The following is a 13,249-nucleotide window of genomic DNA, read 5'->3' on the forward strand; positions in this document are numbered from 1 at the left end:
TTGTGATTATTCTTTTAGAATGCAATTGACAATCAATCAGGAAAGGATACTCCGATGATTAATGCACAACTGCTGCAAATGGTGATCAACGCCTCCAACGACGGTATCGTGATTGCCGAAAAGGAAGGCGATCAGGACAAGATCCTCATTTACGTCAACCCCGCGTTCGAACGCCTGACGGGGTACTCCAGTGAAGAAATCCTCTATCAGGATTGTCGCTTCCTGCAGTCGGGGGACCGCGATCAGCAAGCGCTGCCGCTGATTCGCGATGCATTGAACCGTGAAGGATCCTGCCGGGAAATACTGCGCAACTACCGCAAGGACGGCACGCCGTTCTGGAACGAGCTGTCCCTTTCAACGGTGAAAAATCCAGCGGACGGGCAAACCTATTTTGTCGGCGTACAGAAAGACGTCACTGTGCAGATCAAGGCGCAACAGCGCGTGGCACAGCTGGAGAGGCAGTTGGCTGAACTCCAGGCCGAGCTTGCTGCGCTCAAGGCGACGAACGGCGCAAACGAAACTCAGAATTAATGGTCAGTAATTACAATCACCAATGACTTTGTAACTACATCTTTCGAGCTGGCCATGCAACGCGACGCGCTCCTGACCCAAGATGAGCTGGATTTCATCCAGACCATGCAACACAACCCGCAACTCAATGTGCGGGACGCGACGTCGAGCCTGCTCGTCAACGGTGGGTCGCAAATCCGTGACCTGCTCACCCGCCTGGCGGCCCATGAGCAGGTCACCATTCAAGCCAGCTTCGAAAACCAGCAAATGACCTTCCCCCTGCACTTGGTGGAAGACGAGTTCCATGCGCTGCATTTGCGCCTCGGCGTGCCCAGCATCTATGAAGACGGGCCGATGGTCCGGCCTTGGCGCCTGGTACTGGACGAACCGGTAGCGCTGGAAAACGCCAAGGGTCAACCCGGCACCCTGTGGGTACACGAAGTGTCGTGCAAAGGGGTTTTGCTGGAAGCTCGCAACAGGACCAAACCACCGAAGCATTTCGCCTTGTGGTTCAGCCCCTCAGGCTACGAGCGGATTGCCTTGCGCGGTACTTTCGAGAAAGAAAACGAACAGGGCTTCTACGCCTATCAACTGAGCCTGAGCGATACCGATGAAGCCGAGCGTCTGCGCCAGTTCATCCTGCAACAGCATCGTTTGACTCATCCCGCGCTGCATCTCTGAACGTCAAGTATCCAGAGTACCCGCCAGGAACTGCTTCAGACGCTGGCTCATGACCTCCCCTTCATTGCCCAGGCAACCGATCGATGACCCGGCCAGGCTTTCCTGTGCCAGGTCAGAAGCATCGCCGGCCAACAACAATCGGCACTCCAGACTCATGGCCAGGCGATTCAGACGCCGCGGCAACTCGGGAGCCGGCACATGATTGGAAAACAGCACCAGAGCCAGGGGCTTGATCCTTTCACACATCAGCGCCAGTTCCTCGAATGGCTGGCCCATGTTCAGTACGCGAACGGCCAATGGCCCGGAACTCAGGAACAGGGCGGCGACCAACAGTTCCAGTTCCCGGCAATTGCCATCCAGGGCACAGATGACCACGCGACGCGGCTGTTTTTCGCGCATCAACAACAGACGCTGCAACATCCGGGAACGCAAAAAGCCATCCAGGAACAGCCACTCGCTGGTGCCGCCGAACTGGTCCTGGCGTTGCAACAACCGCTTCCAGACGGGCATCAGAATGCCCTGGAACACCACCGGCAGGGAGTAGCTGGAAAAGACTTGCCCGTAGAGCTCCTCCAGCCGAAGCTCGTCAAACCCGTTGACCGCAACATGAATCTGCTGCCGCCACTGCGCGTAATCGGCTTCCACGAGGTTGTTGGGGATGATATGCGACAACGCCTGGAGTGGCTCGGTCCTGGCCAGGATCTTGCCGATCCTGCTGACGGCAACCCCGCGCTCGATCCAGCCGAGAATGCTATGGACACGCTCAATATCGGACATCGAATACAGTCGATGCCCACTGTCGGTGCGTGTTGGAACAATCAGGCCATATCGTCGCTCCCAGGCTCGAAGCGTGACCGGGTTGACACCTGTCAGTCGCGCCACCTCGCGAATGGGAAAGAGCTCTTCCTGTTCGAGAGCGACGGCCTGCGTGGAGCCTGAAGCGACGTCTGTAAATATGGGCATCCTGTTGAAACATCCTTGTATCGTCCAAGGCGTATTCTAACGCCCCTGCCCCGTAAAGTTTCCGTAAAAAAATTCCATGCCGCGAACGAGCGAAAAACGCCGCAGACGCGATTGACTGAATCAGGAATAATCCTTGCTTGTTTCGAGTCGCAGCCCACCACCCCGGCGCTGTGCCTGGCGAAGTTCCTATCCGGAGCGACGCAAATGCCTTACGGAGATACACAATGTCTACCCCTCCCGTCACGCTGATGGTTGCACGCCGCGTTGCCAATGGACGCTACCAGGACCTGATCGCCTGGCTGCGCGAAGGCGAACAACTGGCCACCGATTTTCCCGGTTATCTCGGCTCCGGTGTGCTCGCTCCGCCGCCCGGCGATGACGAATTCCAGATCATTTTCCGCTTCGCCGACGAGCAGACCCTGCAGGCCTGGGAACATTCCGCTTCGCGCAGCGCCTGGCTCGGACGTGGCGGCGACTTGTTCGCCCACCCGACAGAACACCGGGTCAGCGGCATCGAGGGCTGGTTCGGTGCCGTCGGTCAACGCCCGCCACGCTGGAAACAGGCCGTGGCGATCTGGCTGGCGTTCTTTCCGGTCTCGCTGCTGTTCAACTTTGTGCTGGGGCCGCTGTTGAGTGACATGAGCCTGCTGCCGCGGGTGTTCATCAGCACCCTGTGCCTGACGCCGCTGATGGTTTACCTGTTCATTCCATTGTCGACCCGTTTGCTGGCCGGCTGGCTGAACAGCACGCCGGCACGCCCATTGCGTGCCGAACCCTCCACACAGAATCATTGATCCCTTCTGTGGGAGCGAGCTTGCTTGCGATGAGGGCGTGTCAGTCAACATATGTGTCGTCTGACAGTCCGCAATCGCGAGCAAGCTCGCTCCCACACTTGTTTCCCTCGCAATAGGTAGAGCGCTCCCGTCGCTGGTATAGTTTTGCTCTCACCGCGATGCGAGCCGTTCATGACTTCTTCCGCAGCCCCTGTCCTCATTACCGGCGCCGGCCAGCGTGTCGGCCTGCACTGCGCCCGACGATTGCTGGAAGATGGCCATCGGGTGATTTTCAGCTACCGCAGCGAGCGTCCCGGCGTACAAACCCTGCGCGACCTGGGGGCCACCGCGGTGTTCGCGGACTTCGCCAGCGAGGCCGGGATCTTCGCCTTCATCAACGAGTTGAAAACCCATACCGACAGCCTGCGGGCAATCGTCCACAACGCTTCCGAATGGCTGGCTGAAACGCCGGACACCGACGCCGCGGCATTCACCCGCATGTTCAGCGTGCACATGCTGGCGCCCTACCTGATCAACCTGCATTGCGCCGACCTGCTGCAACGCTCGAGCCCCGCCGACATCGTGCACATCAGCGATGACGTGACCCGCAAGGGCAGCAGCAGGCACATCGGCTATTGCGCCAGCAAAGCCGGGCTCGACAGCCTGACCCTGTCCTTCGCCGCCAGGTACGCGCCGGCCATCAAGGTCAACGGGATCGCGCCGGCCCTGCTACTGTTCAACCCTGAAGACGACGCGGCCTACCGCGCCAAGGCGCTGGCCAAGTCCGCGCTGGGCATCGAACCCGGTTGCGAAGTGATCTACCAGAGCCTGCGCTATCTGCTCGACAACCCTTATGTCACCGGCACCACCCTGACCGTCAATGGCGGAAGGCACATCAAATAGTGTCCCGCGAGGATTTTCCATGACGTTATCCCTGCCCCAGAATTATCGAGAGATCCTCATCGGTCTCGGTGAAAACCCCGACCGCGAGGGCTTGCTCGATACGCCGACGCGTGCAGCCAAAGCCATGCAGTACCTTTGCCATGGCTATGAACAAAGTGTCGAAGAGATCGTCAATGGCGCGCTGTTCGCCTCCGACAATGATGAAATGGTAATCGTCGACAACATCGAGCTGTACTCGCTGTGCGAACACCACATACTGCCCTTCATCGGCAAGGCGCATGTGGCTTATATTCCAACCGGCAAGGTGCTGGGCCTGTCGAAGATCGCGCGGCTGGTGGACATGTTCGCCCGGCGCCTGCAAATCCAGGAAAACCTCACCCGGCAAATCGCCGACGCGGTGCAGCAAGTGACCGGCGCGGCAGGCGTCGCAGTGGTCATCGAGGCGCAGCACATGTGCATGATGATGCGCGGCGTCGAGAAACAGAATTCGACCATGAACACCTCGGTGATGCTCGGTGCCTTCCGCGAGTCGAGCAATACCCGCCAGGAGTTCCTGCAATTGATTGGACGGAGCAAGTAGCAATGCCACAACTTCAGCCAGGCATGGCACGCATCCGGGTCAAAGACCTGTGCCTGCGTACCTTCATCGGCATCAACGAGGATGAAATCCTCAACAAGCAGGATGTGCTGATCAACCTCACCATTCTGTACGCAGCCCAGGAAGCGGTACGGGACAACGACATCGATCACGCGTTGAACTACCGGACCATTACCAAGGCAATCATCGCCCATGTGGAAGGCAACCGCTTTGCGCTGCTCGAACGTCTGACCCAGGAAATTCTCGACCTGGTGATGGCCAACGCATCGGTGCTGTACGCCGAGGTCGAGGTCGACAAGCCCCACGCGTTGCGATTCGCCGAGTCGGTGTCGATAACACTCGCGGCAAGCCGCTGAGCTTCAAGCTTCAAGCCGCAAGCGGTAGACTTCAAGCCACCGCAATCCAACTTGCAGCTTCAAGCGTGCCGCTTGAAGCTGTCTCGCAGAGACCGCCATGACCGATCAACAACGCCTGGAACTCGAAGCCGCCGCCTTTCGTCGGCTGGTGGCCCACCTGGACAGCCGCAAGGATGTGCAGAACATCGACCTGATGAACCTCTCGGGCTTTTGCCGCAACTGCCTGTCCAAGTGGTACAAGGCCGCGGCCGACGACCGCCAGATCGAGGTCAGCCTCGACGAAGCCCGCGAAGTGGTTTACGGCATGCCGTACGCCGAATGGAAAGCCCAATATCAGCAAGAAGCCAGCGCCGACCAGCAAGCGGCGTTCGCCAAAGGAAAACCCAATGAGTGATTTGAACACCCTGCGCGCCAGCCTCAAGACCGGCGAACACGCCTTCGCCGACACCCTTGCGTTCATTGCCGCCGGTTACGACTACCAGCCTCAGGCCTTCAACAACGGCGGTGTGGAAAACGCGGCCGGGCAGAACGAAGGCTCGTGCAAGACCCTGGGCCTGGCGCTGCTCGAAGGCTTGAGCGATGAAGAAGCCTTGCTGGCTTTCGGCGAGCACTACCGTTCGGTGCTGGCGACGCCTGAAGGCAGCGATCACGGCAATATCCGCGCGTTGATTGCCCATGGTCTGGCCGGTGTGAAGTTCTCTGAACAGCCGCTGACACGCCGCTGATTTGATTTGTAGGAGCGAGCCCGCTCGCGATGGACTGAAGAACGCCACGGGGTGTCAGGCTCCCAGCGTCATCGTTCACCACCATCGCGAGCAAGCTCGCTCCTACAGGTTTTGTGTTCATGACGCGGAATTGATCACAAGCACAACCCGACTTTTAAGATTGACCCGGCAACTTTATTTCGTTTGCCCCCTACCGCTGCTCACGGCTTAGATAAAAAGAAGTCCTCCTTCTTCCGAGTCGGTCATTCATGCGCAGCGAAACCATCAGCCAGTCGATCAACATCGTTCACCCTGTCACGCTCAGCCACGGCAAGAATGCCGAGGTCTGGGACACCGATGGCAAACGCTACATCGACTTTGTCGGCGGCATCGGCGTGTTGAACCTCGGCCATTGCCACCCGCGCATCGTCGAGGCCATTCGCGAACAAGCCACCCGTCTGACCCACTACGCGTTCAACGCTGCACCCCATGTGCCTTACCTCGAACTGATGGATTGCCTCAGCGCATTCATGCCTGTGGCTTACCCGGTCAGCGGCATGCTCACCAACAGCGGCGCGGAAGCGGCGGAAAACGCCCTGAAGATCGTCCGTGGCGCCACCGGCCGCAGCGCGGTCATCGCCTTCGACGGCGCTTTCCACGGCCGCACACTGGCCACCCTCAACCTCAATGGCAAAGTCGCGCCGTACAAACAGAAAGTCGGCGTACTGCCGGGGCCGGTGTTTCACCTGCCCTTCCCCAGCCAGGACAACGGCGTCACCTGTGCCGAGGCCCTCAAAGCTATGGAGCGCCTGTTCAGCGTCGAGATCGATGTCGAAGATGTCGCCTGCTTTATCGTCGAACCGGTGCAGGGTGAAGCGGGTTTCCTGGCCATGGACGTCGAGTTCGCCCAGGCGCTGCGCAAGTTCTGCGACGACAAGGGCATTGTGCTGATCGCCGATGAAATCCAGTCCGGTTTCGGCCGTACCGGGGAGCGTTTCGCCTTCTCGCGGCTGGGCATCGAGCCCGATCTGATCCTGCTCGGCAAAAGCATCGCCGGCGGCGTGCCGCTGGGTGCGGTGGTCGGGCGCAAGTCGCTGCTCGACAATTTGCCCAAGGGCGGACTCGGTGGCACTTACTCCGGCAATCCCATCGCCTGTGCAGCGGCACTGGCAACCCTGGACGAAATGACCGATGCCAACCTGCATGCCTGGGGCACCCAACAGGAAGAAGCGATTGTCGGTCGCCATGCAACCTGGCGCGCGAACAACCTGACGCCGTACCTGGGACGCCTGACCGGCGTCGGCGCCATGCGTGGTATCGAGTTGATCAACGCCGATGGCTCGCCCGCACCGACACAATTGACCCAACTGCTGGCACTGGCGCGCGACGCTGGTTTACTGCTGATGCCGAGCGGCAAGTCGCGGCACATCATTCGCTTGCTGGCGCCGCTGACCATCGAGGCTGCGGTGCTGGAGGAAGGGCTGGATATCCTTGAGGCGTGTCTGAAGAAATTGGCCTGATCCACAGCGCCCACTGTAGGAGCGAGCATGCTCGCGAAGAACCTGAGGGCCCTGCGGGGTGTCAGGCTCCCAGCGTTATCGTTGACGACCATCGCGAGCGCGCTCGCTCCTACAGGGACATGTGTATTTTCCGAAGGCACAAAAAAACCGGCCGACGCCGGTTTTTCGTTTCTACAGAATCAAGCGTTCTGCAGATTATCCAGGTAACGCTCGGCATCCAGTGCCGCCATGCAACCTGCGCCAGCCGAGGTGATGGCCTGACGGTACACGTGGTCTGCCACGTCACCAGCGGCGAAGATACCTTCGAGGCTGGTGGCAGTGGCGTTGCCGTCACGGCCGCCCTGCACAACCAGGTAGCCGTCTTTCAGGGTCAACTGGCCTTCGAACAGCGAAGTGTTCGGGGTATGGCCGATGGCAATGAACACGCCGTCGACTTTCACTTCGTCGAAGCTGCCGTCGTTGTTCTTCAGGCGGGCACCGGTCACGCCCATGTTGTCGCCCAGCACTTCATCCAGGGTCGCGTTCAGCTTCAGCTCGATCTTGCCTTCGGCGACACGGGCGTTCAGCTTGTCGATCAGGATCTTCTCGGCGCGGAAGGTTTCACGACGGTGGATCAGGGTGACTTTGCTGGCGATGTTGGCCAGGTACAGGGCTTCTTCGACAGCGGTGTTGCCGCCGCCGACCACGGCCACCGGCTTGTTGCGATAGAAGAAACCGTCGCAGGTTGCGCAGGCGGAAACGCCTTTGCCCATGAAGGTTTCTTCCGATGGCAGGCCCAGGTAACGAGCGCTGGCGCCGGTGGCGATGATCAGGGCGTCACAGGTGTAAGTCGCGCTGTCGCCGGTCAGGGTGTATGGCTTGGCGGCGAAGTCGACGGCATTGATGTGATCGAAAACGATCTCGGTTTCAAAGCGCTCGGCGTGCTCGCGCATCCGCTCCATCAACGCCGGGCCGGTCAGGCCGTGGACATCGCCCGGCCAGTTGTCGACTTCGGTGGTGGTGGTCAGTTGACCGCCGGCCTGCATGCCGGTGATCAGCAGTGGCTTGAGGTTGGCACGGGCGGCATAGACCGCGGCGCTGTAACCGGCAGGGCCGGAACCGAGAATAATCACTCGCGAATGACGGACTTCAGACATGACCTGCTCCTGTTGACCGGCCCGGATTACCTGGCACGGAACGCCGGATTGCCGGCTGGAATAAAAAAGAACGGTTGAAAGCACTTGGGGAAGGCTTGACCCGACCGTCCTGTAAAAAGATTGGGTGCAGCGTATCGAGGGGGCGAAGATTAAGGAAATACGGTTTAACAATCCAGCTCATAGGTGGTCTCTATGGCATCTGACCGACGATATCGACGTCTTTGTTACAGTGAATGTCGATACCGCCACCGCGCTTTCGCCTGTGAAGCAAAGCCGGTAAGGTCGGCGCGTTTTCCCTCTGCTCGGAGCACCTTATGCCCGCCCCTGTTCTGTCCGGCCCGCAATACCTGCGCGAAGGCCTCAAGCTGGTGTTGAGCCCCAGCCTGCGTTTGTTTGTGCTGTTGCCATTGGCAATCAACCTGGTGCTGTTCGTCGGATTGATCTACCTGGCCAGCCATCAATTCAGCCTGTGGGTCGACACCTTGATGCCATCGCTGCCCGACTGGCTGAGTTTTCTCAGCTACATCCTCTGGCCATTGTTCGTGGTGCTGGTGGTGTTGATGGTGTTCTTCACCTTCACCATGCTCGCCAACGTCATTGCCGCGCCGTTCAACGGCTTCCTCGCGGAGAAAGTCGAAGTGGTGGTGCGCGGCACCGACGACTTCCCGGCCTTCAGTTGGGGTGAGTTGATCGCCATGATTCCGCGTACCCTGGCCCGGGAAATGCGCAAGCTCGGCTATTTTCTGCCCCGGGCGATCGGGCTGTTCATCCTCTCGTTCATCCCGGTGGTGAACATCATCGCCGCGCCGCTGTGGCTGTTGTTCGGGGTGTGGATGATGGCGATCCAGTACATCGACTACCCGGCGGACAACCACAAGCTGGGCTGGAACGAGATGCTCGCCTGGCTGCGCGAGAAGCGCTGGCAGAGCATGAGCTTCGGCGGCAGCGTGTACCTGGTGCTGCTGATCCCTGTGGTGAACATCCTGATGATGCCGGCTGCCGTGGCCGGGGCGACGCTGTTCTGGGTGCGTGAGCGCGGGGCAGAAAACCTGGTGACCCAGCGCTGAGTCACAAATCCATCATCCCGACGTCACACTGACGACATGGCCCCAGCCGACACTGGGGTCATGACGACAGCTCTGCATATCACCCTGATCACCGAAACCTTCCCACCGGAAATCAACGGCGTGGCCAATACCCTTGGTCGCTTGTGCGACGGTTTGCGCGCGCGCGGGCATCAAGTGGAGCTGGTGCGGCCGCGTCAGGGCTGCGACCAGCAACTGGGCAGCGACGATGAATTGCTGCTGTGCCGCGGCTGGCCACTGCCGGGCTATCCCGGCCTGCAATGGGGTCAGTCGTCGATGCACAAGCTGCTGCGGCGCTGGACGCGTCACCGCCCGGATGTGCTCTACATCGCCACCGAGGGCCCGCTGGGTCTTTCTGCGTTGCGTGCGGCACGGCGACTGGGAATTTCCGTGGTCAGCGGTTTCCACACCAATTTCCAACAGTACTCCAACCAGTACGGGCTTGGTTTGCTCACGCGCCTGCTCACTCACTACCTGCGCTGGTTCCACAACCGCTCGACCATGACCCTGGTGCCCAGCGTCAGCCAACGCATGGAACTGGAGCGGCGGCATTTCGAGCGCCTGGCGTTGCTGTCCCGAGGGGTCGACAGCGAATTGTTTCACCCGGCCAAACGCTTGAATGCCCTGCGCGAGCAATGGGGGCTGGCCGAGGCAGACATCGCCGTCATTCATGTCGGACGCCTGGCCCCGGAAAAAAACCTTGGCCTGCTCAAGCGCACCTTCAATACCCTCAAGGCGAGTTATCCCCAGCGCACGCTGAAACTGGTCGTGGTCGGCGATGGCCCGCAGCGCCAGGAACTGGAAAACGAAATGCCCGAGGCGATTTTCTGCGGCACCCAACGGGGTGAAGCCCTGGCGTGTCACTACGCGTCAGGCGACGTGTTTCTGTTTCCGAGCCTGACCGAAACCTTTGGCAATGTGGTGCTTGAAGCACTTGCCTCGGGGCTCGGCGTGGTCGCCTACGACCAGGCGGCGGCGGCCCAGCATATTCGTCATGGCTACAACGGCGTATTGGCGATGCCGGGGGATGAAGAAGCGTTCTGCGATGCAGCGGCATGGCTGCTGGAGGAAAGGGAAGCCTTGCGCAATGTCAGGCTCAATGCGCGCCAGCATGCCAGTCGCCAGGGTTGGGCGACGATTATCGAGCAGTTCGAGGGACAGTTGCGCGGTGCCTGTGCCGGGGAGATGGTGGTGCCGAATGCACCGACTGTTCCCTGATTTTTCAGTGATCTTGAGTCAGTCATCGCGAGCAAGCTCGCTCCTACAGGATTTGTGTACAACGCACACCCTGTGGGAGCGAGCTTGCTCGCGATGAGGCCTTCCCGGTCGCCGCTTAAACCAGCGTCATCAACGCCTCACGGCTGAACGGCAGAATGTCCTCTTCACGGCCGTCACGCACTTTCTGCGCCCAGTCCGGGTCCACCAGCAACGCACGACCGACCGCCACCAGGTCGAACTCATCGTTGTTCAGGCGCTCCAGCAGTTTTTCCAGGCTGGCAGGCTGCGCGACCTTGTCGGTGTTGACCATGAACTGCAGGAACTCGCCGTCCAGGCCGACGCTGCCCACGGTGATGGTCGGCTTGCCGGTGAGTTGGCGGGTCCAGCCAGCCAGGTTCAGCTCGGAACCGTCGAACTCCGGCTCCCAGAAGCGGCGGGTCGAACAGTGGAAAATGTCCACGCCTGCGTCGGCCAACGGCTTGAGGAACTCGCCCAAGGCTTCAGGGGTTTGCACCAGACGTGCGGTGTAGTCCTGCTGCTTCCACTGGGAGAAACGGAATATGATCGGGAAACCTTCACCGACCGCGGCACGCACGGCCTGAATCAACTCAATGGCGAAGCGCGAACGGTTGGCCAGGCTGCCGCCGTATTCGTCGGTACGCTGGTTGCTGCCTTCCCAGAAGAACTGGTCCACCAGATAACCGTGGGCACCGTGGATTTCCACGCCGTCCATGCCGATGCTCTGGGCATCCCTGGCGGCCTGGGCGAACGCGGCGATCACGTCCTGGATATCCTGTTTGGTCATGCCGTGAACCACGACCTGGCCTTCCTTCAGTTTTTCCGACGGGCCATAACCCGGCACGCTGGCGTCCGGCTCGGTGCCGATCCGGCGCACGCTGCCCACATGCCACAACTGCGGAACGATCTTGCCGCCTTCGGCGTGAACGGCGTCGACGACTTTTTTCCAGCCGGCCAGGGCTGCTTCGCCATAGAAATGCGGAACGTTCGGGTAGCCGTTGGAAGCCTTGTGACCGACGGTGGTGCCTTCGGTGATGATCAGGCCGACGCCGGCTGCGGCGCGGCGGCGGTAGTACTCGATCACTTTGGAATTAGGCACGCCGCCTGGGGAAAAGGAGCGGGTCATCGGCGCCATGACGACGCGGGTCGGCAGTTCGAGGGTGCCGAGGTGGAACGGTTTGAACAGGGCTTTGACGGGCATGGGACGCTCCACAGAAATGACTTTATGACGGCGATAATATGGAGGTTCGCACGTACTGAACAGCACTATTGATTTGGGTGATGTAGGAGCGAGCTTGCTCGCGATGGTGGTCAACGATAACGCTGGCGGTCTGATGCCCCGCGGTGTTCCTACAACCATCGCGAGCGAGCTCGCTCCTATAGGGGGGATATCAGCTCAGCGCTTTTTCAATCGCGTGAACGATGGTCGGATCATCCGGCGCCGTGCGTGGCGAGAACCGTGCCAGCACACGCCCGTCCTTGCCCAGCAGGAACTTCTCGAAGTTCCAGGTGATGTCGCCGGGAAACTCCGCGCCCTCTCCCGCCAGCAGGCGATACAACTGATGACGTTCATGCCCGTTGACTTCCAGCTTGCTGGACAGCGGAAAGGTCACGCCATAGTTGAGGCTGCAGAAATCCTTGATTTCCTGCTCGGTCCCCGGTTCCTGCCCGGCAAACTGGTTGCACGGCAAGCCCAGGACGCTGAAGCCCTTGGCCTTGAATTGCTGATGGAGGTTTTCCAGCGCCGCGTACTGCGGGGTCAGGCCGCATTTGGAGGCGACGTTGACCACCAGTACGACTTGGCCTTTGAAAGGCGCCAGAGGTAGCTCCTGTCCATCCAGGGCTGTCAATTTAAGGTCGTGAAAAGCACTCATGGCGTACTCCAGATTCCCGTGTTCTTCTCGAAACAGCCACTTGGCGGTGTCATCAGGGACGGCCGCAGACTAAAAAGGCGCCCACAAGGCGCCTCTCCAGTTATCTGAGCTTAGCGCAGAAATCAGTGGTGATGGCCACCTTCGCCATGGACGTGACCATGAGCGATTTCTTCCTGGCTGGCGTCACGGATGGCAACGATCTTGACCTGGAAATTCAGGCGCTGACCGGCCAACGGGTGGTTGCCGTCAACGGTGACGTCGTCGCCGTCCAGATCACGGATGGTCACGATCTGCATCTGGCCGTCCGGAGCGGAAGCGTGGAACTGCATGCCCACTTCCAGCTCGTCGACGCCTTCGAACATGCTGCGGCTCAGGGTGCTGACCAGTTCGGCGGCGTATTCGCCGTAAGCGTCTTCCGGTTCAACGGCTACGGTCAGCTCGTCGCCGACAGCCTTGCCTTCCAGAGCCTTTTCCAGGCCCGGGATGATGTTGCCTGCACCTTGCAGGTAGACCAGCGGCGCGCCGCCGGCGGAGCTGTCGATGACCTCACCAGCGTCGTTGGTCAGGGTATAGTCGATGGAGACAGCCTTATTGGCGGCGATCAGCATGGGGCGAGACCTTTTGCATAGGAAAATTGAAAGGCCAAGTTTAGCGAAGCAATCGTCCGAAAGCGAACACAACCCGGACAGACGGGATTCGACGATCACAGGCTTCCATCAGGACGAGGACGGACACTGGGTGGCCGAGCTTTCCTGCGGCCACACCCAGCACCTGCGGCACCAGCCACCCTGGCAATCCCGCGCCTGGGTCATGGACCCTGTGCAACGCCTTGAAAAAATAGGCCAGCCCTTTGCTTGCGGTTGGTGCGCACAGGGCTCGGTTAGCGATAACCTTGGCGACTGAATTTCGG

The 13,249-nt window shown here is 60.1% G+C and carries 17 protein-coding genes and 1 pseudogene; 12 read left to right on the top strand and 6 right to left on the bottom strand.

Going from position 1 to position 13,249, the window contains the following annotated elements; genetic code table 11:
- Window positions 1–54: 54 nt before the first annotated feature.
- Together AC1RS8_RS08410 and AC1RS8_RS08415 are read left to right on the top strand one after the other, a co-directional pair.
- Window positions 55–531, top strand: a complete 477-nt coding sequence (locus AC1RS8_RS08410) for a PAS domain-containing protein (protein ID WP_218494936.1) — start codon at window positions 55–57, stop codon at window positions 529–531.
- A gap of 54 nt (window positions 532–585) precedes the next feature.
- Window positions 586–1,191 carry a hypothetical protein gene (locus tag AC1RS8_RS08415; RefSeq protein ID WP_057716397.1) on the top strand — a complete coding sequence of 202 codons (606 nt, stop codon included), beginning with the start codon at window positions 586–588 and terminating at the stop codon, window positions 1,189–1,191.
- A gap of 3 nt (window positions 1,192–1,194) precedes the next feature.
- On the opposite strand, the gene AC1RS8_RS08420 is transcribed toward AC1RS8_RS08415, so the two are convergent.
- Entirely contained in the window at window positions 1,195–2,154 is a 960-nt protein-coding gene (locus tag AC1RS8_RS08420) for a MerR family transcriptional regulator (protein ID WP_057716398.1), read from the bottom strand.
- Between the two features lie 224 nt (window positions 2,155–2,378).
- On the opposite strand from AC1RS8_RS08420, the gene AC1RS8_RS08425 reads away from it, so the two are divergent.
- The 7 genes from AC1RS8_RS08425 (at window position 2,379) to AC1RS8_RS08455 (ending at window position 7,008) form a co-directional block, all read left to right on the top strand.
- Window positions 2,379–2,948: an antibiotic biosynthesis monooxygenase gene (locus AC1RS8_RS08425; protein WP_340315198.1), complete on the top strand. Its 570-nt coding sequence runs from the start codon at window positions 2,379–2,381 to the stop codon at window positions 2,946–2,948.
- 171 nt (window positions 2,949–3,119) lie between these two features.
- Window positions 3,120–3,830, top strand: coding sequence for a dihydromonapterin reductase (gene folM, locus AC1RS8_RS08430; protein WP_057716400.1), 711 nt, complete (start codon window positions 3,120–3,122; stop codon window positions 3,828–3,830).
- A 19-nt stretch (window positions 3,831–3,849) separates the two neighbouring features.
- Complete coding sequence (folE, locus tag AC1RS8_RS08435) at window positions 3,850–4,410, top strand: GTP cyclohydrolase I FolE (protein WP_008046221.1); 561 nt, start codon at window positions 3,850–3,852, stop codon at window positions 4,408–4,410.
- A 2-nt stretch (window positions 4,411–4,412) separates the two neighbouring features.
- Window positions 4,413–4,784 carry a dihydroneopterin triphosphate 2'-epimerase gene (gene folX, locus AC1RS8_RS08440; RefSeq protein WP_007970304.1) on the top strand — a complete coding sequence of 124 codons (372 nt, stop codon included), beginning with the start codon at window positions 4,413–4,415 and terminating at the stop codon, window positions 4,782–4,784.
- Between the two features lie 97 nt (window positions 4,785–4,881).
- Window positions 4,882–5,178: a DUF1244 domain-containing protein gene (locus AC1RS8_RS08445; RefSeq protein WP_046040093.1), complete on the top strand. Its 297-nt coding sequence runs from the start codon at window positions 4,882–4,884 to the stop codon at window positions 5,176–5,178.
- Window positions 5,171–5,509, top strand: a complete 339-nt coding sequence (locus tag AC1RS8_RS08450; RefSeq protein ID WP_407514357.1) for a HopJ type III effector protein — start codon at window positions 5,171–5,173, stop codon at window positions 5,507–5,509. Before AC1RS8_RS08445 ends, AC1RS8_RS08450 begins: the two co-directional genes overlap by 8 nt.
- 248 nt (window positions 5,510–5,757) lie before the next feature.
- Entirely contained in the window at window positions 5,758–7,008 is a 1,251-nt protein-coding gene (locus AC1RS8_RS08455; protein WP_489339752.1) for a 2-aminoadipate transaminase, read from the top strand.
- Between the two features lie 2 nt (window positions 7,009–7,010).
- Here AC1RS8_RS08455 and AC1RS8_RS08460 read toward each other — a convergent pair.
- A pseudogene (locus tag AC1RS8_RS08460) lies at window positions 7,011–7,100 on the bottom strand (outer membrane lipoprotein carrier protein LolA); the annotation flags it as partial.
- 87 nt (window positions 7,101–7,187) lie between these two features.
- Complete coding sequence (trxB, locus tag AC1RS8_RS08465) at window positions 7,188–8,144, bottom strand: thioredoxin-disulfide reductase (protein WP_057716403.1); 957 nt, start codon at window positions 8,142–8,144, stop codon at window positions 7,188–7,190.
- 314 nt (window positions 8,145–8,458) lie between these two features.
- Here trxB and cysZ point away from each other — a divergent pair, with 314 nt between their 5' ends.
- The gene (cysZ, locus tag AC1RS8_RS08470; RefSeq protein ID WP_057716404.1) at window positions 8,459–9,211 is read left to right on the top strand and encodes a sulfate transporter CysZ; all 753 of its coding nucleotides are present in this window, start codon (window positions 8,459–8,461) and stop codon (window positions 9,209–9,211) included.
- Between the two features lie 36 nt (window positions 9,212–9,247).
- Window positions 9,248–10,447, top strand: coding sequence for a glycosyltransferase family 4 protein (locus AC1RS8_RS08475; RefSeq protein ID WP_340315170.1), 1,200 nt, complete (start codon window positions 9,248–9,250; stop codon window positions 10,445–10,447).
- Window positions 10,448–10,562: 115 nt separating this feature from the next.
- Here AC1RS8_RS08475 and AC1RS8_RS08480 read toward each other — a convergent pair whose 3' ends face one another.
- From AC1RS8_RS08480 to AC1RS8_RS08490, 3 genes are all read right to left on the bottom strand, one after another.
- A complete protein-coding gene (locus AC1RS8_RS08480; RefSeq protein WP_150812799.1) occupies window positions 10,563–11,666 on the bottom strand; it encodes an NADH:flavin oxidoreductase in 1,104 nt (367 codons plus the stop codon).
- 190 nt (window positions 11,667–11,856) lie between these two features.
- Window positions 11,857–12,339, bottom strand: a complete 483-nt coding sequence (locus AC1RS8_RS08485) for a glutathione peroxidase (protein WP_150812800.1) — start codon at window positions 12,337–12,339, stop codon at window positions 11,857–11,859.
- Between the two features lie 122 nt (window positions 12,340–12,461).
- A complete protein-coding gene (locus AC1RS8_RS08490) occupies window positions 12,462–12,947 on the bottom strand; it encodes an FKBP-type peptidyl-prolyl cis-trans isomerase (RefSeq protein ID WP_007942189.1) in 486 nt (161 codons plus the stop codon).
- Between AC1RS8_RS08490 and AC1RS8_RS08495 the strand changes: the two genes are divergently transcribed.
- Complete coding sequence (locus AC1RS8_RS08495; RefSeq protein WP_057716672.1) at window positions 12,916–13,242, top strand: DUF3565 domain-containing protein; 327 nt, start codon at window positions 12,916–12,918, stop codon at window positions 13,240–13,242. The two genes, AC1RS8_RS08490 and AC1RS8_RS08495, sit on opposite strands and share 32 nt — an antisense overlap.
- Window positions 13,243–13,249: the final 7 nt, after the last annotated feature.

The sequence above is a fragment of the Pseudomonas sp. GW821-FHT12A04 genome (assembly GCF_058807755.1).